General features: G+C 45.0%; 15 protein-coding genes. 13 read left to right on the top strand and 2 right to left on the bottom strand.

Features of this window, described 5'->3' with window-relative positions:
• Positions 1-23: 23 nt before the first annotated feature.
• Positions 24-2,846 carry an excinuclease ABC subunit UvrA gene (uvrA, locus tag CTT31_RS16480; RefSeq protein ID WP_211858764.1) on the bottom strand — a complete coding sequence of 941 codons (2,823 nt, stop codon included), beginning with the start codon at positions 2,844-2,846 and terminating at the stop codon, positions 24-26.
• A gap of 180 nt (positions 2,847-3,026) precedes the next feature.
• Here uvrA and CTT31_RS16475 point away from each other — a divergent pair, with 180 nt between their 5' ends.
• From CTT31_RS16475 to CTT31_RS16460, 4 genes are all read left to right on the top strand, one after another.
• On the top strand, positions 3,027-3,773 hold the full coding sequence (locus CTT31_RS16475; RefSeq protein WP_010376631.1) for a substrate-binding periplasmic protein: 747 nt from the start codon (positions 3,027-3,029) through the stop codon (positions 3,771-3,773).
• A 139-nt stretch (positions 3,774-3,912) separates the two neighbouring features.
• Positions 3,913-5,280 (top strand): MFS transporter, encoded by a 1,368-nt coding sequence (locus CTT31_RS16470; protein WP_211860103.1) that lies wholly within the window; start codon positions 3,913-3,915, stop codon positions 5,278-5,280.
• Between the two features lie 17 nt (positions 5,281-5,297).
• Positions 5,298-5,951: a single-stranded DNA-binding protein gene (gene ssb, locus CTT31_RS16465; protein WP_010376633.1), complete on the top strand. Its 654-nt coding sequence runs from the start codon at positions 5,298-5,300 to the stop codon at positions 5,949-5,951.
• Positions 5,952-6,206: 255 nt separating this feature from the next.
• Positions 6,207-7,793, top strand: a complete 1,587-nt coding sequence (locus CTT31_RS16460; RefSeq protein ID WP_211858763.1) for an EAL domain-containing protein — start codon at positions 6,207-6,209, stop codon at positions 7,791-7,793.
• A 27-nt stretch (positions 7,794-7,820) separates the two neighbouring features.
• On the opposite strand, the gene CTT31_RS16455 is transcribed toward CTT31_RS16460, so the two are convergent.
• Positions 7,821-8,726, bottom strand: a complete 906-nt coding sequence (locus CTT31_RS16455) for a 1-aminocyclopropane-1-carboxylate deaminase/D-cysteine desulfhydrase (RefSeq protein WP_211858762.1) — start codon at positions 8,724-8,726, stop codon at positions 7,821-7,823.
• 299 nt (positions 8,727-9,025) lie between these two features.
• On the opposite strand from CTT31_RS16455, the gene CTT31_RS16450 reads away from it, so the two are divergent.
• From CTT31_RS16450 to tldD, 9 genes are all read left to right on the top strand, one after another.
• Positions 9,026-11,038, top strand: a complete 2,013-nt coding sequence (locus CTT31_RS16450; protein WP_010376640.1) for an SUMF1/EgtB/PvdO family nonheme iron enzyme — start codon at positions 9,026-9,028, stop codon at positions 11,036-11,038.
• Positions 11,039-11,105: 67 nt separating this feature from the next.
• Entirely contained in the window at positions 11,106-12,149 is a 1,044-nt protein-coding gene (locus CTT31_RS16445) for a rod shape-determining protein (RefSeq protein WP_010376642.1), read from the top strand.
• Complete coding sequence (gene mreC / locus CTT31_RS16440) at positions 12,149-12,991, top strand: rod shape-determining protein MreC (protein ID WP_010376644.1); 843 nt, start codon at positions 12,149-12,151, stop codon at positions 12,989-12,991. Before CTT31_RS16445 ends, mreC begins: the two co-directional genes overlap by 1 nt.
• Positions 12,984-13,463, top strand: a complete 480-nt coding sequence (gene mreD, locus CTT31_RS16435) for a rod shape-determining protein MreD (RefSeq protein ID WP_010376646.1) — start codon at positions 12,984-12,986, stop codon at positions 13,461-13,463. Before mreC ends, mreD begins: the two co-directional genes overlap by 8 nt.
• On the top strand, positions 13,463-14,029 hold the full coding sequence (locus CTT31_RS16430; protein WP_039492943.1) for a Maf family protein: 567 nt from the start codon (positions 13,463-13,465) through the stop codon (positions 14,027-14,029). Before mreD ends, CTT31_RS16430 begins: the two co-directional genes overlap by 1 nt.
• A 3-nt stretch (positions 14,030-14,032) precedes the next feature.
• On the top strand, positions 14,033-15,505 hold the full coding sequence (gene rng, locus CTT31_RS16425; protein WP_010376650.1) for a ribonuclease G: 1,473 nt from the start codon (positions 14,033-14,035) through the stop codon (positions 15,503-15,505).
• Between the two features lie 13 nt (positions 15,506-15,518).
• A complete protein-coding gene (locus CTT31_RS16420; protein ID WP_211858761.1) occupies positions 15,519-19,448 on the top strand; it encodes a YhdP family protein in 3,930 nt (1,309 codons plus the stop codon).
• A complete protein-coding gene (locus CTT31_RS16415) occupies positions 19,441-20,256 on the top strand; it encodes a carbon-nitrogen hydrolase family protein (protein ID WP_211858760.1) in 816 nt (271 codons plus the stop codon). Before CTT31_RS16420 ends, CTT31_RS16415 begins: the two co-directional genes overlap by 8 nt.
• A complete protein-coding gene (tldD, locus tag CTT31_RS16410; protein ID WP_211858759.1) occupies positions 20,253-21,692 on the top strand; it encodes a metalloprotease TldD in 1,440 nt (479 codons plus the stop codon). The genes CTT31_RS16415 and tldD overlap by 4 nt, the downstream gene beginning before the upstream one ends.
• Positions 21,693-21,734: the final 42 nt, after the last annotated feature.

Below are 21,734 nucleotides of genomic sequence, written 5' to 3'. Positions count from 1 at the left end.
CCAATAATAGAGACTTTTAGAAATTAAGACAATAAGGGCTTAAGGTACTTACCCGTATGCGAAGCCGCAAAGTCAGCCACCGTTTCAGGCGTACCTGAGACGAGTATTTGACCACCTCCTGCTCCTCCCTCTGGACCTAAGTCTACAATCCAGTCCGCGGTTTTGATGACATCTAGATTATGCTCGATAACCAGCACCGTATTACCATGATCGCGTAGACGGTGTAATACCGCGAGTAGCTGCTGAATATCATGGAAGTGTAGACCTGTGGTTGGCTCATCGAGAATGTAGAGTGTTTTACCGGTATCTCGTTTTGATAGTTCACGAGCGAGCTTAACACGCTGCGCTTCACCACCGGACAAGGTCGTGGCGGCTTGCCCCAAGCGAATGTAGGAGAGGCCAACGTCCATTAAGGTTTGTAGTTTGCGATTGATTGCGGGAATTTTATCAAAAAATTCTCGAGCGTCCTCAACGGTCATTTCCAACACTTCGTGGATATTTTTACCTTTATACAGCACTTCCAGTGTTTCACGGTTATAGCGCTTACCAGTACAGACATCGCAAGGAACATAGACATCCGGTAGGAAGTGCATCTCAACCTTGATAACCCCATCGCCTTGACAGGCCTCACAGCGACCGCCTTTAACATTAAAACTAAAGCGGCCAACCTTATAACCGCGTGAACGCGACTCTTGTGTCCCCGCAAATAGTTCACGGATAGCAGTAAAGATCCCGGTATAAGTTGCTGGGTTTGAACGTGGTGTGCGACCGATAGGACTTTGATCAATATCGATAACTTTATCAAAGTGATCTAGCCCATGAACTGATTCATATGGTGCAGCTTCTTGCGTTGTTGCACCGTTTAATTCCTGATGGGCAAGCTTGAATAGGGTGTCATTAATGAGGGTAGATTTACCCGAACCAGATACTCCAGTTACGCAGGTCATGAGACCAACAGGCACTTTTAAGTCGACACTTTTTAGGTTGTTGCCCGTTGCACCTTTAAGTTCAAGCCACTTGTCATCACATTGATGACGTTGCGCTGGAACTTCAATGCATTTCTCGCCACTGAGATATTGACCCGTTAATGAGTCTTTACTTTGCATTATCTCATCGCGAGTTCCCTCAGCGACGACATAGCCGCCGTGTACGCCTGCGCCTGGACCGATATCGATGATGTGATCGGCTGCACGAATGGCATCTTCGTCGTGCTCTACCACAATCACGGTGTTGCCAAGATCTCTTAGGTGCGTGAGTGTTTTAAGTAAACGGTCGTTATCGCGCTGATGTAGACCAATTGAAGGCTCATCCAGTACGTACATTACCCCCACGAGGCCGGCGCCAATTTGGCTTGCAAGACGGATCCGCTGAGCTTCACCGCCAGATAAAGTATCAGCACTACGCTCCAAAGAGAGGTAGTTTAGGCCTACATTGATCAAGAAAGATAAACGGTCGCGGATCTCTTTGAGTATTTTGTCCGCAATTTGTGCTTTTTGGCCTGTGAGTGCTAAGTCGATAAAAAATTGACTGGCTTCGCCGATACTCATCGTTGTTACGGTTGGCAGGTTGGTCGAGCCGATAAACACATGGCGAGCTTCCTCGCGCAGGCGTGAGCCATGGCAACTTGGACACGCTTGGCTGGTTTGATATTTGGCGAGCTCTTCTCTTACTGAACTTGACTCCGTTTCCCGATAACGGCGATTCATATTGTTTAACACGCCTTCGAACTCGTGATTGCGAGTGATAAGATCGCCTCTGTCATTACGATACTTAAACGCGATTTTAGTTTTGCCTGAGCCTTCTAATACCACTTTTTGAAACTTACTCGGCAGATCCTGAAATGGCGTTTCTAAGTCAAATCCATATTGCTCAGCAACCGAGCTTAACATCTGAAAATAGTAAAAACTGCGTTTATCCCACCCTTTGATTGCACCGCCAGACAAGCTTAGTTCTGGGTTTTGCACCACACGTTTGGGATCAAAATACTGCTTTACCCCCAAACCATCACAGCTTTGGCACGCACCTGCGGGGTTATTGAAAGAAAACAATCGTGGTTCAAGTTCGCTCATGGCATAGCCACAAGTTGGACAGGCAAAGTTGGCTGAGAAGATCAGTTCGTCTGCCTCGCTATCATCCATATAGGCGATTTGCGCAATGCCATCAGCCAAATCAAGCGCGGTTTCAAAAGATTCGGCTAACCGCTGCTCAAGCCCTGCTTTGACTTTGAAACGATCCACCACGACTTCTATGGTATGTTTTTTCTGTAACTCTAGCGTGGGTGGATCTGAGAGATCGCATACCTCGCCATCAATACGCGCACGAATAAAACCTTGGCTCGCAAGCTCTTCTAACAGTTTTACGTGCTCACCTTTACGGTTTTTCACCACCGGTGCAAGTAGCATGAGTTTGCTACCCTCTGGGAGTGCCAATACAGTATCAACCATTTGGCTGATAGTTTGTGCGGCTAACGGTAAATCATGCGTAGGGCATCTCGGTTCACCCACTCGAGCAAAGAGTAACCTTAAATAGTCGTATATTTCGGTAATGGTTCCCACGGTTGAGCGAGGGTTGTGAGAAGTCGACTTCTGCTCAATGGAAATCGCGGGAGACAAGCCCTCAATGTGATCCACATCTGGTTTTTCCATCAGCGATAAAAACTGCCTCGCGTACGCAGACAAAGACTCAACATAACGACGCTGGCCTTCTGCGTATAAGGTGTCAAATGCTAAAGACGACTTCCCTGAGCCAGAAAGACCCGTGATCACTATCAACTTGTCTCTTGGAATAGTGAGTGAAATGTCTTTTAAATTGTGGGTGCGGGCACCCCTAACTTCTATTTTATCCATACGACCCTTGTGTTTTTTCGTGCGCTGTACTGAGTACGCGATACTAATCCACTAAATTGAAACCTGGATCAGTCAAAGCATGATGTGAAGTGAACAGATTACCGCATCCCGAATACAAAATTAAGTTATCTCTGCTAAACGAACTAAACTTATTAAACCGATCAACTTGGGATATTGATTTTGTATCGACTTTTATTGCTTTTGGCGCTGCTTTGCCAAAATGTCTTCGCCTGTGAGCTGGTGGTGCGGTTTGAGAATTATGCGGCGCAGTCTAAGTTAAATGACGACCTTGTTTGGCACGGTATGGACGTTGATTTCGCTAAAGCCTTGTTAGATGAAGCTGGGTGTAGCTATCGTTTCGTGAGTATTCCTTGGGGTCGGGCGCTGAAGCTTTTAGAGGAGGGTGATATCGATCTTATTTTGAGCGTCACAAAAACACCAGTACGTGAACAATTTGCGTATTTTATTGGTCCCCAACGCATGGAAACCATTGTTTTTGCTATGAACTCAGGGGAGCCTCATCAGCTTGACTCACTTGAGTCGTTATTTCATCTGTCAAAGCCCATCGCTATTCAGCGTAATGCTTATTACGGTGAGGCGTTTACAGCTCGCCTTGCGCGTCGTACCGACAGTGAAACACAATTTATTTATGTACCCGACAATCAGGTAAAATTGAATTTGCTCAAAAAAGGACGGATCGCAGGGTTTTTAGAAGAAAAATTCAACATCCTGTATCAAAGTAAAAATAACCCTGATTTTGAAAAGTTTGCGATTAGCCCGTTGGTTATTAACGAAAACCCAGTATATTTTGCCTTTAGCAAGGCACGCACCTCGAGCGAGCGTTTGCAGCGTTTGAGTCAAGCATTTGAACGGGTTAAACGTAGCGGAAAATTAGATCAGATCACGGCCAAGTACGGCGTCAACTAGCGCTTTTCTCTCTCGAAGTAAGCCACTCAAATTCACGATGGTAACAATCGCATTGCAAAGATCCGTTCGCGCTAGTGTAAGTTAAGAAAAGAGTTTGTTAAACTTGCGCGTGATTTTCGATAGTGATGAATACCGCCTTATGTCTAATGACTCTTTAAATCCAACTGAAAAGCGCGCCGCGATTTCTCTTGCTGGCGTTTTCGCTTTCCGCATGCTTGGTTTGTTCATGCTGATGCCTGTGTTAGCTGTTTACGGCCAGTCTTTACAGGATGTCTCGCCACTGTGGATTGGTTTGGCTATTGGTGCTTATGGTTTGACTCAAGCTGTACTCCAGATACCCATGGGTTGGTTGTCTGATAAGTTCGGCCGCAAGCCAATCATCATTGGTGGGTTGTTGGTATTTGCATTAGGATCCGTTATCGCGGCATTAGCGGATTCAATCTATTGGGTGACATTTGGTAGAGCCCTGCAGGGGATGGGCGCGATTGCAAGTGCTTTACTTGCGCTTGCTGCGGATTTGAGCCGTGACGAGCAGCGTCCCAAGGTTATGGCGGTCATCGGCATGTGCATTGGTATGAGCTTTGCTGTAGCCATGTTATTAGGACCAATGATTGCAGCGTCTTTTGGTATCGCAGGGATCTTCTGGCTGACGGCGGTATTGGCAATTGTAGGTATCGCTATCATTACCTTTATGGTGCCAAATGCGGTAAATAAAGCCCCAAAAGGCGACACAATTGCAAGCTTTGCAGATACTCGTCGCTTGGTGCAAAACCCACAGTTACTGAGGCTTGATCTTGGGGTATTGCTATTGCATTTGACGCTGACTACAATTTTTGTAGCCTTGCCAGGTCAGTTGATCCGTGACGGCCTTGCAGCAGATAGGCATTGGCAACTCTACATTCCGGTATTTTTACTCGCCTTCATTTTGATGGCACCGATGATGATAGTGGCGATCCGCAAACAAAAAGAAAAGCAGACATTCTTGTTGTCTATTGCAATGCTAGTAGTAAGCTCGGTTACTTTGTATTGCTTTGTAGATTCACTTTGGGTGATCGCAGGTGCAATGCTGGTCTATTTTATTGCCTTTAATTTTCTCGAAGCAACTATGCCTGCGTTGGTTTCTCGCATAGCTCCAGCCAACCAAAAGGGATCGGCGATGGGAGTATTTTCATCTGGCCAGTTTCTTGGCGCATTTATAGGTGGAGCTTTGGGTGGTATCTTGGCACAAAATTTTGCGGTCGATACGATATTTGCCGCAACGGCCATTATTGGGGTAATATGGTTTGTTATCGCATGGGGCATGCAAGTGCCACCTAAGAGCAAAGCGATCAGCTTAGTTTCTGCTGTAGAAAATGAGCAACAAGCGACGGAATTGGCAGACCAATTGGTTTCATTACCTGGGGTACTTGAGGCCACGGTAGTGAGAGATGAGAATCGTAGCTACCTAAAAGTAGATGATAAAATTTTTGATTTGAAGCAAGCCAAGCAAGTGCTGGGCTTGTCATAGTGTGAGGAGACAATGCCATGGCACGTGGTGTTAATAAAGTAATTTTGGTAGGTAATCTGGGCCAAGATCCTGAAGTTCGCTATATGCCAAACGGTAACGGCGTGGCTAACATCAGCATTGCAACTACGGATAGCTGGAAAGATAAAAACACCGGTCAATTGCAAGAGCGTACAGAATGGCACCGTGTGGTGTTGTTTGGCAAACTTGCGGAAGTTGCGGGTGAGTATTTAAGAAAAGGCTCGCAGGTTTACATTGAAGGTCGTCTACAGACTCGTAAGTGGACAGATCAAAGCGGCCAAGAAAAGTACACAACGGAAATCGTGGTGGACATGGGTGGCCAAATGCAAATGCTAGGTGGCCGTGGCGAGCAGCAGGGTCAAGGTGGCGGCCAGTACCAAGGTGGTCAACAGCAGCAAAATAATTATGGCCAGCAAAGCTATAATCAAGCGCCTCAGCAGCAATATTCGCAGCCACAGCAAAGCCAGTCAAACCAACAGCAAGGTGGATTCGCACCACAGCAATCGCAACAGAATTCTCAGCAGTCTTCTGGATTCGGTGGCCAGTCTCAAGGTGGTTTTGCACCACAACAGAACCAAAACAATGGTCAATCAGGTGGTAGCTCAAATCCTATGGAGCCACCAATTGACTTTGATGATGATATTCCGTTCTAATTTCTGGTGTAGCATCTACGAAAACCCTAGCATCATGCTGGGGTTTTTGTTTTTTACTGGTATAAATATCTCTAAGAAAATGGTGACAAGTAAGCTTAGATAGAGCTTACCATCTTGTACGATTAATAAACTTAACGCATTTCTAGTTTTGGCTCAGTTGCTTATCCTTTCTGTACAATTAAAAGCCGCATCTCGCTTGAGTTTTGCACTATTTTGAACAACACTTCAGTTATCTTTCCACCCAATAAAAACATTATGCCAATTCAGCTGTTAGATGGATTTAGTCGTCAGTATCAAAAAAAGCTAGTCGCGGTAAGTTTGGCGGTGTTGTTGTGTCTAAATTTCCTTCTTAATCATTTATTGCACCTTCAAGTTCACACACAAGGAGAAGAAGCCGCGGCTGAAATTTCGCAGCTATCAGCTGAAGCTTTTGCTATGGGAGTAAGTGAAATAGCTACGAAGTATGGTTTTTCGTCGTTACCTATTGCGAATGCAGAAGAACATCAATTTGTTGCCGATGATCAAACCGTTACCTTGTACCATGAATCTATATGGATAAGTCATGGATATATATTGATATTTTTCAATTTGTTGTCAATTGGGCTGGTGTTATTCGTACACCGGTGGTGGTTTTTATACGGTAAGGCTGAGTCTACCTCACATGCGCAAAAGCCTGTGGCTTTACCAGCCCCCGCTCCTGAAGGGCAGTACGCACTATTTGCGTTAATCCATTGGCAGTGCAGTACGCCTAAAGAAGTTGATCTGCAGTTACATTTTCAGCTTGCGCTGGTTAAAGGCGTTGGAGAGTTTGGGACGGTGGCAGTTAAATATCTAGCTTCTGGGGCATTAGCCGTGACAGTAAAGCAGATTGGGGCGACTAAAGGTATGGATTTGGTAAAGCAAATGCACGAAATCGTTTATCGAGTGCTGTTAGAGTTTCGGGGGGATTTATCTCGCAGCAAAGTGAAACTTGGCGCTTGTTTTTATCAGGAAAATAAACAACAGACACAGGTTTATCAGAGCGCAAAATCAGCGCTTTCGATCGCGCAAAATCAAGTGTGGCAACATACTCATTTAGTTCATCTCACAGAGTTATTGGCAAAACGCCTTAACGAAGATGGTGAGGCTTTGCTGAGTTATCTGAAAGCCGGACAGTTTTCCTTATTCTTCCAGCCGTTGTTCGACTTTTTAGCCGAAGACGTAATTGTAAGCGAAGCGCTACTAAGAGTGACTCACAAAGAAATGGGGCGAATTTCGGCCAAGCAGGTGATGCAACACCTCTATACCCCAGAGCAATTTCAGTTTCTGGATAGAGCGATAGTTAAACAGGTGTTGTCTGTTTATGAGCAGGAAAGGAATTTTGGAAAGGTAAGTATTAACTTACATATTTCGAGTTGGGTGGATAGCCAGTTTATTGATTGGCTAGAGGGGCAGCTCATTGCGTCTCATAGTGGTGCGGCAATTGGGTTTGAACTTAGCATAGAAGAGGTCTATCAACATGGAGAGCGATTGCTAGCAGCTTTTGATAGGTTGAACCGACTTGGGTGCGATATTTATTTGGATAATGTTACGCAGGCTCTGACGCTAGGGCGCTCACCGCTTGCCGAGTTGGTAAAAGCTGTCAAGCTTAGCTATGAGCTGGTACACGGCATTGAAAAGTCTGCGTATCGTAAACGCACAGTAAAGCAAATAGTCGCTCAAGCAAGAAGCTTGGGTATTCCCGTGTATGCAGTGGGGATTGAAACCGTTGCTGAACTGAGTTGCATCAAAGGGCTTGGAGTGAAAGGGGCCCAAGGTCATTATTTCTCCGCACCGTTACAACAGCTCGCTGATATTCACTAAAACGCTAACCGCATGAGCTGATTAGGTCTACTTTTTATTTGCCAGATATCTCAAACCATCTAATCCTTGTAAGCCGCCGGTATGGATTGCGGTGATCACACTGCCTCTTTTGAAGTATCCTTGTTGAGCCAAAGTGAAAATGGCGTAAAACAGTTTACCAGTGTAAATAGGCTCAAGAGGCAAACGATATTTTACCTTCATTTCATGACAAAAACTCAGCAATTCAGGTGTAGTATTGGCGTAACCTCCGTGGTGAAAATCATGGAGTAGCTGCCATGGCGCACGGCGCTGAATTGTGATTAATTCATGTATTTCCTGTGCTAGGTATTCAGCACCTTTTAGTACCGTAACACCTAAAACCTGCGTGTGGTTAGGCAATCCCGAGATTAGTCCTGCCACTGTGCCGCCACTACCCACTGCAGTCATGACATAATCACTTTGAGGCAAGGAATGCGCTAGCTCTTCAACGCCTTGCAGTGCAAGTGCATTAGTGCCGCCTTCTGGTATGAGATAAGCATTAATAAACTTGGCTTGCAGAGTTTGAATGTATTCAGGTTGATTTCTTTGTCGATATTCGACTCGACTCACTGGATGAAGTGTTAGCCCGCAAGCGCTTGCCATTTTTAGCGTTGGGTTGTGCCGGTCAATCTCTGGGCCTCTAACAATTAAGTGACCTTTGATTGCGAAAAGTTTGCACGCCATGCTAGTAGCATATAAGTGATTGGAAAACGCCCCGCCAAAAGTGACTAACTCTTCAAGGCCAGCTTGCTTTAGGTGGAGTATGTTGTATTTTAGCTTACGCCATTTGTTTCCTTGGATCACAGGATGGAGCAAATCATCACGCTTAACCTGCAACGTTAAACCGTATTTATCCAATGTCGGGTGGTGGATAGTTTGGATTGGTGACTCGGCGATATTGGTGATGGTTTGCATGATGAAATCAGTCTGATATTTTGCACACTATAATAAATAACCCGAGCGTTTCACTCCAGAGGTTATCATACATCCTTGATTACCTATCTTCTATTTTGGACTCGAATTAGTAACACATCGCGATGTTAGAGAAAAATAGACAAAATCTCAGCTAAAAACTGGCAAGACGCTGGTTAATAGTTGTAAACTCAGATATTAATTGTGCAAAGCTTGTGTTTTACTTTGTAAGTACATAGCATAGAGCCCTAACTATAAGAAATAACAAGACCAAACAATTGCCGCTGTTGGGAATGGAACATATGCGAATTGCTCCTTTAACTTTTATTGTCTCGGCCTCGATCCTGGCCATGGGTACTGTTGCTCAAAGCGCTATGGCGCAAGATACTGCGACGGTCACTGCCATCGAGTCTGAATTGTCTAATAAGCAAAGCGAATTAGACAGATACTCGGTCGTTTTAGAAAAACACCTAGCTGAGGAAACGCGTCTGCAGTCTCAACTTGAGTTATTGAGAAAACGTTCAGGTGAGTTAGACAAAGAAAAAAATCAGGCCTTAGATGCAATGAATGAGTTGTATCGTCGGCTAATTGATGATCCTTCCATTGATATTTCTTCTGCGCAAACGCGTTATCAGCAAGCAGTGGCAGATCACAAGCAGAATAAAGAAGACATTGCGATGCAGATTGCGGCGATTGCATCACAGCGTAAAGATATTGAGCAGGTCCGTGTAACTAAGCACACCTTAGTAAATACGCTTGAAAACTTAAAAGATCAGCTTGGCACAGCGCGAGTAGAGCGACTACGTAATGAGTTTACTCGTGAAGGTACGCTAGAGGTAGACCACACGATTAACTGTAAGCGCACAGAAACCTTGGCGGCTTGCGAACAGCGTGGTCAGCAAATGGGGCTTCAAAAAGCAACTAAGCGCTTTATTGATCAGATTTTTGCTAACCTAACCGAGAGCCGTGTTGTCGAGCCAAAACGCAATATGGCTGGCGCGCAGGTTCAAGTGGTGAGCAGCCATGTTGTAAATAGTGGATTTAGTGGACAAGGCAACTACAACGTTAATCTCAGCGTGACGATGCGTGGTGATGTAAATAGCAGCCGCTTATGTAACCTGCTGAGCTTAGACAATCGTTATTGTGCTGAGTATGGCACTCCGCTTGCCGTAAATTACCAGTCGAACTACTCGACAGTCTACAGTGATAATCAACTGACTTTTTCGGACGAGCAAAGTGATCCGGTTGAAGTTGCGACTATTACAAAGCAGCCAGTCGTGGAGACCCCTCTTGTAAAAAAGTCACAAACGGCTGATAAAACAGTCGAGTTAACTTTAAGATCAAATGTTTACGACGACGAAGTATTTATTAATGGAGTCAGCTACGGCGCGACAAAAACGACAGTAGCAATTCCTGCCGGATTTTATGATGTTGAGATCCGAAAATTAGGTTATGAACCTTATAAAGCGCGCATTAACCTACGAGCGGCACAAACTATTAATGCGAAATTGGTGAAGAAACGCCAATCGGTAACGTCTGTTGTAACGAAAAAGCCTGAGCCTGAAGCGCAACAAGCACAAGTGGTCGCCGTAGCAACCACCGAAAATGAGCTAGCTATTATCCCTGCAGGCACTTTTAAAATGGGCGACCTGACGGGTAATGGCTTACCAAATGAGCGTCCCATTGTTGAAAAAGTGTTGAGTCATTCATATGCCATGCAGAGCACTGAGGTTACAGTGGCGGCTTTTCGCCGTTTTGCACAAAGCACTGGATATAAAACCTTAGCCGAACAAGGTAAAGGCTGCGCGTACTATAAAAATGGCGAACCGGTTTGGGAGCTTGAATATAATTGGGAAAACCCCGGTTACGAGCAATCAGATAATTTTCCCGTTGTGTGTGTTGCTTATGATGATGCCAAAGCGTATGCCAACTGGTTATCTGGCGAAAAAGGACAACAATTTAGATTACCCAATGAAGTTGAATGGGAATATGCGGCGCGTGCAGGCACTGCATCTGAGTACCCATGGGGTAATGAAATCGGAAGAAACCTAGCTAATTGTGGTTGGTGTGGCAGTGAGTGGTCTAATAAAAGTCCTTCACCAGTTGCCCAATTTTCACCGAATAGCTATGGCTTATATGATACTGTAGGAAACGTCTGGGAGTGGACGCAAAAGCGTGCTTCTCAGAGCGATGTTACAGTGCGTGGCGGTGCATGGAACTTCGCGCCGAGTTTGGCTCGAGTGTCAACTCGCTTAGCGTTAGCGCCAGATTTTAGAGCGAATTATATAGGTTTTCGACTTGTTCGAGAGCGATAAGTAGTAAATTAAGAGCAGCAGGTGATGCTGCTTTGTTTGACAGAATTCTGAAAGGTCACCCAGCCTCATGTTTAAAAAATTACGCGGATTATTTTCTAACGATCTCTCTATCGATTTAGGGACGGCAAACACACTTATTTATGTAAAAGAAGAAGGCATCGTACTGAATGAGCCATCGGTGGTGGCAATTCGTCAGGAGCGAGCTGGTGGCCCAAAAAGCGTTGCATCAGTAGGTACTGCGGCTAAGCAAATGCTAGGTCGAACGCCGGGTAACATCAAAGCTATTCGCCCGATGAAAGACGGGGTGATTGCAGACTTCTATGTAACAGAAAAAATGTTACAGCACTTTATCAAACAGGTGCACAATAATAACTTCATGCGTCCAAGCCCTCGTGTACTTATTTGCGTACCTTGTGGTGCAACGCAAGTTGAAAAGCGTGCTATCCGTGAATCCGCAATGGGTGCTGGTGCACGTGAAGTGTACTTAATTGAAGAGCCAATGGCTGCTGCAATTGGTGCTGGCTTACCAGTATCTGAAGCAACGGGTTCAATGGTTGTTGATATAGGTGGTGGTACGACGGAAGTGGCGATTATCTCACTAAATGGTGTTGTTTATTCGTCTTCAGTACGTATCGGTGGTGATAAGTTTGATGAAGCGATTATTAACTATGTACGTCGCAACTTCGGAAGCCTGATTGGTGAAGCGACGGCTGAGCATATCAAACATGAAATTGGCTCAGCGTTTAAGAGTGAAACACCGATTGAGATTGAGGTTCGCGGCCGTAACTTAGCTGAAGGGGTGCCGCGCTCTTTCACACTCAACTCACATGAAATCTTAGAAGCGTTACAAGAACCTTTGATGGGGATTGTAAGTGCAGTAATGGTTGCGCTAGAGCAGTCGCCACCAGAGCTTGCCTCTGATATTTCTGCCCATGGCATGGTATTAACAGGTGGTGGCGCATTACTCAAAGACTTAGACCGTTTGTTGATGGAAGAAACTGGTATTCCAGTGGTGGTTGCCGATGACCCATTAACTTGTGTGGCAAGAGGTGGTGGTAAAGCGTTAGAGATGATAGACATGCACGGTGGTGACGTATTTAGTTACGACTGATGAATTTATTATTTGGCCGAACCGTTCCTTTACAACTGCGACTTACTGTCGCAGTTGTGCTTAGTATTATTCTGATCATTGGTGACCGCTACACGGTTGGTGGGACTATGGTGCGAACCAGTTTAAACACTTTGGTCAGTCCGCTACTGTACGTCGCTAATATTCCCTATGAAGCGTTCAACTTGGGCCTGAAAAGCCTTAATACCAGAGAAAAGCTACAACAAGAAAACCAAGCACTCAGAGAAAAACAATTAATACAGAGTGAGCAATTACAGCAACTTCAGTTTTTGCAAAAAGAAAATCAAGAGTTGCGCGCTTTATTAGGTGCTTCAGCTAGGGAAACCAATCAACGTTTAATATCTCAAGTGTTGTCTGTTCATTCTAACCCTTATAGCCATCAGGTGGTGATTAATCGCGGTACTATTGATGGGATCAGCGAAGGGCAGGCTGTTATTGACGAAATGGGCATTGTTGGGCAGCTCACTCAAGTCGGTACAACGACCTCAAGAGTGCTGCTTATGACTGATACCACCCATGCGACACCGGTCAGAATATTGCGTAATGACGTTCGCACTGTGGTAGAGGGGACGGGTAAAATCAATAATGTTCGCCTTGCTCATGTACCGCATAGCATGGATATTCGCATTGGTGATGTGTTGGTCACTTCCGGGCTTGGTGGTACTTTCCCTGAAGGCTATCCGGTGGCTGTAGTTACTGAAATAGATAGAGACGAAGGCCTACCGTTTGCACAAGTACAGGCAGAGCCGATTGCACAACTAGATCGCATTCGCTTACTCGTGGTGTTAGGTAAACGTAGCCAAGAGGCAATTAATCATGAGTAAACATAGCAACTTATTGATTGCATTAAGTGTCTTTGTTGCGTTAATCATGGCACTTATGCCATTGCCTTTTTCACTTGAACCATTTCGTCCTGACTGGGTATTGTTGGTGTTGATGTACTGGTCTTTGGCCGTTCCTCACCGTGTGAATATTGGTTGGGCTTGGATGACTGGCCTAATAATTGATTTAGCGATGGGCGCGCCGCTCGGGGTGAACTCGTTGACCTATTCCATTTGTATTTATATTACCGCCAGTAACTTTCAGAAAATTCGTAATTTCTCCATCTGGCAGCAAGCAGTGCTGATCGGGCTATTTCTCGCGCTCTATCATTTGTTACAATTTTGGCTTAATCATTTCTTGCTTGATATCTACTTTAACCCGCATTATCTCTGGCCTGCAGTTACGGGCATGGTGTGCTGGCTGTGGATATTCCCACTGCTGAGAAAATATCGTAGACAGTTTAGGATCAGATAATGTCTATTTCTTTATATTTAGCTTCGGCTTCTCCGCGTCGCAAAGCGCTGCTTTCTCAGCTTGGCTATTCGTTCGAGCAATTTAGTGTTGATGCTGATGAAAGTCCGCTAGACGATGAAAGCGCATTACAGCTTGTGGAGCGTTTAGCGTGTTTAAAAGCGCAATCAGGTGTGGCGCTAGGGTATACCGATAAGCCGGTTCTTGGCAGTGACACTGTGGTTGTCATTGACGGAGAAGCGCTTGGTAAGCCTCGTGATAAAGCGGATTTCAAAGCGATGATGCAGCGCCTTTCTGGTCATACGCATCAGGTGATGACGGCGATTGCACTTGCAGATACAAGCAAAGTACTGAGCGATGTGATTGTGACCAATGTGACTTTTAAAACGCTCAGCGAAACCGAAATTGATGCCTACTGGGACACCAACGAGCCGCAAGATAAAGCGGGTGGTTACGGGATCCAAGGGGTAGGTGGACGCTTTGTAACTGAGATCCAAGGTAGCTATTTTGCAGTTGTCGGCTTACCTTTATATGAGACAGACGAATTAATTCAACGGTTTTTAAAATAAAATATGAGTAGCGAACTACTAATCAATGTCACCCCAAGTGAAAGTCGCGTAGCCTTAATCGAAAATGGGGTGCTGCAAGAAGTTCAAGTTGAACGGATCGGTAACCTCGGCATCGTTGGTAATATTTATCTTGGCAAAGTAAGCCGAGTTCTTCCTGGTATGCAGGCTGCTTTTGTGGATATCGGCTTGGAAAAAGCGGCGTTTCTACATGCGTCAGATATCGTGAACAGTGCTTCCATCGAAGAGGGGGTGGCCGAGTCCCCAGTTAAGAAAGTGCAGGATATTCGTGAGCTGGTTAAACAAGGCCAGTTCATTATGGTACAAGTGGTCAAAGATCCGCTTGGCACAAAAGGCGCTAGACTGACAACGGACATCACTATTCCTTCACGTTATTTGGTGTTTATGCCTGACGCGACGCATGTGGGTGTGAGTCAGCGTATTGAAACCGAACAAGAGCGCGACCGATTAAAAGAAATTGTCGCACAATATAATGACGAAAACGGTGGTTTTATCGTTCGTACCGCTGCTGAAGGCGCTTCGGAAGCAGAGTTACAGCATGATGCGGAGTTTTTGAAAAAGCTTTGGCAAAAAATTGTGACTCGCCGCCGTAAAACGAGCAAAGCAAAAATTTTGCACGAGGATCTTACCTTAGCATTTCGCACCTTGCGTGATTATGTTGGTGAGGACATGGAACGTATCCGTGTTGACTCAAAGTTAACTTACCAAGAGCTAAAGCTTTTCACTGAAGAGTTTGTTCCCCAACTCGCAAGTGCACTTGAGTATTACCCCGGTGAACGCCCTATTTTTGACTTGTTTGATGTTGAAACTGAGATCCAAAAAGCACTACATCGCAAGGTTGAGTTAAAGTCTGGTGGCTACCTTATCATTGACCAAACGGAAGCAATGACAACGGTTGATGTTAATACCGGCGCGTTTGTTGGCCATCGTAATCTCGAAGAGACGATTTTTAATACCAATGTTGAAGCGACGTCAGCAATTGCGAGGCAACTAAGGTTACGAAACCTTGGTGGTATCATTATTATCGACTTTATTGACATGGTATCTGACGAGCATAAACGCCGAGTATTGCACTCTTTAGAAACCGCGTTGTCTAAAGACCGAGCGAAAGCCAATATCAATGGACTCTCTGCACTTGGGCTTGTAGAAATGACCCGTAAGCGCACGCGCGAGAGCCTAGAACATATTCTTTGTGATGTGTGTCCATCTTGCTCCGGTCGTGGTTCACTAAAAACGGTCGAAACCGTTTGCTATGAGATCCTACGGGAGATCGTGCGTGTGAATCGTGCTTATGATGCCGACAAGTTTATGGTTTATGCCTCGCCAGCGGTGAGCGAAGCCTTGATCAACGATGAGTATCATAATTTAGCTGAGCTTGAATTATTTATTGGTAAGCAGGTTAGCATTCAAACTGAGAGCTTATATAGCCAAGAGCAGTTTGACGTAGTAATGATGTAAAGGGTAGCTGTACATGCAGGCTAAGGCCGTCTGTTTTTTCTGCCTGCGTAAAGCGTGGCAAATCTTTGCGATCACTTTAGTGACACTCGCGGTGCTGGTGTCTGCGCTGAAGTACGCCTTGCCCTATGCAAATGATTATAGAAGTAACATCGAAGCGCTGATCCAAAAGCAACTGAATGTTGATATTAGTATTGGCCAGATCAGTGCGAGTTGGGAGGGCAATGGGCCTGCTCTGGTGTTGGAATCGCTCTCTTTTAAAGATAATAAAGACTCGCCAATTTCCATTAATATTGCCAAAACCTCGTTGCAGCTCAATGTATTTGAGTCTGTACGGCAAATGCAGATCGCATCTAACTATTTTGTACTGGAAGGGTTTGAAGCCGATATAGATCTGAGCAAGTTAAACGCGGCTCAAGATCAAGGTGCTTTTGAGCAGCAAGCATTAATTGAAAGCCTTTTCTTAGGCGATGTTGGGCATTTTGCGGTGCAAAACAGTCGTCTAAATATCACCTTTTCTAGTGGTAAGACCCACAGTTTACTATTGAAAGATTTAGTGTGGCAAAATTCTAGCGCATTACATGAGGGGGCGGGAGAAATCGCATTACCCGGGTTTTCTCAAGGTCAGTTTAACGCTCGTCTTTCTTTATCAGGGCGAAAGCTACGTGAATTGGCGGGGAATATCTATGTATCTGCGGATAAGGTTAATCCGGTTGATTGGCTAGAAGAGCTTATCACCTTAGCGCATCCAGACCTAAAAGCAGACATCAATGCTCAGCTATGGTTAGGCTTTGATCAAGGTACATTGCAAGATATCACCGTGGATATCAAACCCAGTACGTTGACTTGGCAAGAAGATGAAAATCAGCGCACGTTAGCATTAGATGATGCGCAATTTCTGTTAAAGCCAGATCAGCAAGGTTGGTGGGTGCAAAGTAGTGGTATCCAGTTTAGTCGCAATCAAGAAGCGCTTGCTCCTATTTTATTTGAAGCGAAATGGCATAAAGATAACAAGACCTTTTGGCTAAAGGATATTAACGCCAACTTTTTAGCTGAGTTAGCACAACTTGCTAAATTCCCTGGACGAGATTTGTTGTATGGTATGAATCCCAATGGTCAACTGAGCGCAGCGAAATTCAGTCTAGGTACTAATAATGCTTTTGCGGCATGGGGGGTCATTGAGGAGATAGCTTTTGAGCCATTTCATGGGATCCCTGGAATTTATGGTACTCGATTAGAGGTGAGTGCGACTGATGAGCAAGTTAGGCTCAATTTAAGTGCTGAACAAACTGAATTGCTATCAAAAGAGACTTTCAAAGATAATATTAAGCTCCAGCAGCTCAGTGGTGATGTCTATATTCGCAATCAACAAACGCAAGGCTGGCAAGTTTCCAGTCCCAACTTTTGGCTTAGTAATCAAGACGTAGCGTTAGCCACAGAATTTTCCTTGCAGTTATCAGATGACCCTCGGCTTGATTTATATGCGGAGCTACTCGGTGGGCGTGGTGAAATCGCTTCACAGTACTTTCCTGTCAGTATTATGCGTAAAAGCTTAGTCGATTATTTAGAAGCAGGGATCCAAGGTGGTCAGCACTTGCAGACTCAAGTCTTACTGAGTGGAGCGCTTTCACAATTTCCATTCGCTGATAAGCAAGGTCAGTTTGAAGTTAAATCACGTTTGAATGAGGTTACTTTTGGTTTTGCGCCGGATTGGCCTAGCGTTACTTCAGGTGATGTCACACTACACTTCGAAAACGAAAGAATGGATATCTACGCACACCGTGGGGAACTTGTTAATCAAAGTATTGATGAGGGTGTCATTGTGAGTATTGCGGATTTAAATCACGCTGATGTGCTGATTGTTGATATTAAGCACACCACAGAAGCGAGCACGTTACAGCCTTTCTTTGCGGCAACACCGCTCGCAGATCCGCTCGCGAATATATTAGATATTGTTCAAGGTAAAGGTGATGCAAAAGGGGATGTGCAATTGGCCGTCGACCTGCACTCAGGTGCCGTACATGCTAAAGGTGACATCTACCTAGACAACAATCCTGTTTTTTTGGCAAAGCCTGGGATGCAATTACAGCAAGTGAAAGGTGTGGTTAGCTTCGATGATGACACTATCAAAGTGAATAATTTGTCTGCTAAGTGGCTGGACATGCCCCTTTCGTTAGACTTATCAGGGAGCGGAAATAAGCAAAATTATCAAGTAACGACCAAGGTCAGTCTTGAAGCAGGGATTGAGCAACTGCAACCGCACGCAAATGGAATTATTGACGGCTACTTTGAAGGCAATAGCGTGCTGAGCACTGAGCTTATCCTTAATTTTTCCGATGCTGGATTTAACTATAAAGCCAAATTTGCGAGTGATTTACGGGGGATTGCAAGTCACTTACCCGATCAATTCGCTAAACCCGCTGATCAAGCTAAACTGCTAAGTGGCACTGTATTAGGGGATGATATTTCGAATCTTGTTACGGCAAGCCTAGATAATCAATTGTATTTTAATGGCATCATTGATAATGGATCCGGTGCGATGCGTAATGCACACCTGATAATTGGCAGTAAAGATGAAGGCTTAAATACATCCGGTTTTGATATCACAATCAAACAACAAGAAGTCGAGCTGCTGCCTTGGTTACCACTGATCAACCGCATTATCAAAGCGCCAAGTTCAGGTTCCGACCCTACATTTCTACCAGCACTGAATCAGGTAAATGGCTCTTTCTCAAAAGTAACGTTCTCAGAGATCCCTTTCCATGATGTTGACTTTACTATGGCCGCGATTGACGGCGCGATGCAGCTTAAAATCAATAGTAAAGAAATGCGCTCACAAGTGGCTATTCCAGCGTCAAACTCAAGCCGGCCTATTCACATTAATAGTGATTATTTACGTCTAAATTTACCTAAGACAGAGCCGCAAGCGCAAGAGACAGTGGAAAAAGACGTTCACTCATTAGATTGGTTGTTGAGCTTACCTGCAACCGAATTTGTATGCAGTGACTGTAAAGTCGGTGAATATCAGTTAGATCAGGTCAATATGTCGTTGTTTGGAGATGGTAATAGACTCAATATCTCAGAGTTAGTGATTGACAAAAAAGATCATAAACTCAATGCCAGTGGCCGCTTTGAGCAAGGTAAAACGACGCTAAGTGGCGCGTTAAACAGCGATGATTTTGGTGAACTAACGGATGAGTTTGATATTACTTCGACTATCAAAGATTCCCGCGCCAACATTGATTTTTCCCTCAATTGGCAAGGTGCGCCATACGAAATGGATTTACCTAGCCTAGGAGGCGAGTTGACTTGGCGCTTAGGTGAAGGTCATTTGGCAGAAATAAGTGATAAAGGGGCACGCGTCTTTTCTCTACTGAGTTTGGACTCTTTGATCAGAAAGCTACGCTTGGACTTTAGAGATGTGTTTTCTAAAGGCTTTTTCTATAACAGTATGAGTGGTTCGGTACAACTAACGAATGGTATTGCGATCACTGAAGATTCAAAGCTCGATGGCGTGCCTGCAGATCTAACGATACGTGGCTATGCTGACCTCAATACTCACGAAATTAATTATGATTTGGCCGTAGCACCACAAGTCACGTCGAGTTTACCTGTGATTATGGCATGGGCGGTGAACCCTGTGACGGGATTAGCTGCACTAGCATTAGATAAGGTTATCCACTCCGCGCGAGTGATCTCTGAGATTAATTTTAAAATCACCGGAACGATGCAAGAGCCAGTGGTTACCGAGGTTGATCGTAAGAGTAAAGAAATTGAGTTACCTAAACCGGTTGTGCCTCCTAGTGATGAAGCGACGCCAGATGGAGCTGATAAGAATACAAGTAAAGAAGCACCAGCATTGAATTCAGAATCACATCCAAGTGCTACACTTAAGCAAAGTGAGCAACCTCTTGTGTCGCAAAATAAGGAAAGTGGTAATGGCTAAGGTGATTGCATTGCCAATGTGCTCGGCTAAAGCACCCCAAACAAATATAGAGTACCTTAAAAACCAGCTGGCTAAGTTAGTGGTTGAAGAGCCAACCTTAGTTTGTTTACCTGAAACTTGGCTGGCATTTTGCGACAATGCGCAACAGAGTTGGGAATACGCGCAGTATAATGAAGCGCTGCTTGGAGAGCTCTCAGCGCTTTGTCAACAACATAACATTTGGTTGGCGGCAGGTACCATCGCGATACCAAGTCAGAACGATAAATATTTGGCTGCGAGTTACTTATTTAATTCGAGTGGCGAAATCGTAGCACGCTATAATAAGATCCACCTGTTTGACGCCGATGTGAGTGACAAAACTAAACAATATCGAGAGTCTGAGCGAACAGAGCGTGGACAGGATGTCGTGGTAGTGGATAGTCCATTTGGCAGAATTGGATTAAGCGTGTGTTATGATCTGCGCTTTCCTGGTTTGTTCCAAATGATGAGAGCGAAGGGAGCTGAGCTATTTTTAGTCCCAAGTGCTTTTACCTGTGCAACGGGCAAGGCACACTGGCAGCCATTATTACAGGCGAGGGCGATAGAAAACCAATGCTATGTAGTTGCAGCCGCGCAAGTAGGTCGTCATGAAAATGGCCGAGAAACCTATGGACACAGTTTAATTGTATCGCCTTGGGGTGAAGTCTTAATTGACTCTGGTGAGAGTTTAGAACCCATTTCACAGCAGCTAGATAGCGCGTTTCTTGATTCGATCCGGCAAAAAATGCCGGTTGCGGATCATAACCGATTTAAAAGTGAGTTTTTATGAGTAATGTAGAGCAGAATTTACTGACCAATAGCCAGCTGACACGTGAGCAATTATCACAAGCTCTCGAGTATATTCATCAGCACAAAGTAAATTATGCCGATCTGTACTTTCAATCAAGCTACCATGAAACTTGGGTGCTGGAAGACGGCATAGTCAAAGATGGCAGCTACAACATCGAACGTGGTGTTGGTGTGCGTGCAGTGAGTGGCGAGAAGACTGGCTTTAGTTATTCTGATGCCATCAATATTGAAGCGTTAACCAAAGCAGCAGAAGCTGCGCGTAGCATCGCGCAAGCTGGCGAAAGCAGTAAAGTCCAAGTATTTAGCGATGTAAAAGCACCCATTCAATTTCAACCAGCACAGCCAATTACCAGCATGAGTGATGCGGATAAAGTGGCTTTACTAAGAGAGATTGAACAGTGCATTCGCGATTTAGCACCTGAGGCGCAGCAAGTAGTCAGTTCGCTGTCTGCGGTATATGAAGAAGTGTTAATTGCCGCAAGCGACGGCACATTTGCAACCGACATTCGCCCGTTAATACGTTTAAATTGCTCGGTACTGCTTGAGAAAAATGGTCGCAGAGAGCGTGGCAGTGCCGGTGGTGGTGCGCGTTTAGACTATGGTTACTTTAAAGAATTAGTAGACGGTGCACCGAGATGGATGCAGTTTGCCAAAGAAGCTGTGCGCCAAGCACGTGTGAATCTTGAAGCCATCGATGCACCAGCAGGTGCGATGCCTGTGGTGCTTGGTTCTGGTTGGCCGGGCGTTTTGTTACACGAAGCTGTTGGACATGGCCTAGAAGGTGATTTTAATCGTAAAGGAGCCTCTGCATTCAGTGGCAAAATAGGTGAACAAGTCGCTTCGAGTCTTTGTACTGTGGTGGATGATGGCACGATAGCCGACCGTCGCGGCTCTTTGAATGTGGACGATGAAGGTACGCCAGCGGCATACAATGTACTGATTGAAAACGGTATTTTGAAAGGCTATATGCAAGACAAGCAAAACGCGAGCTTAATGGGTTTGGCGCCTACAGGTAATGCGCGTCGTGAGTCTTATGCCCATTTACCGATGCCGAGAATGACAAATACCTACATGCTTGCGGGTGAGCACAGTCAAGAAGAGATCATTCGTAGCGTAGATAAAGGCATTTTTGCTAGTAACTTTGGCGGTGGTCAAGTGGATATTACCTCCGGCAAATTTGTATTCTCAGCATCTGAAGCATACCTAATAGAGAATGGTAAGATAACCCAACCAATTAAAGGCGCAACGCTTATTGGCAATGGTCCAGAGGTGATGAAAAAGGTCTCTATGGTAGGTAATGACCTTGCGCTTGATAAAGGCGTTGGAGTATGTGGTAAAGATGGTCAAAGCGTCCCTGTGGGAGTCGGTCAACCGAGTTTGAAGATTGACGAAATTACTGTCGGTGGTACAGCGTAATACTACCTGCGATAACTATTCATAAGCAAAAAGGCGCATCAG

The organism is Pseudoalteromonas maricaloris (genome assembly GCF_024746855.1).
Lineage (GTDB): Bacteria > Pseudomonadota > Gammaproteobacteria > Enterobacterales > Alteromonadaceae > Pseudoalteromonas > Pseudoalteromonas maricaloris.
Note: the sequence above shows the minus strand (reverse complement) of the source record. Positions and strands in the feature narration are given on the sequence as shown.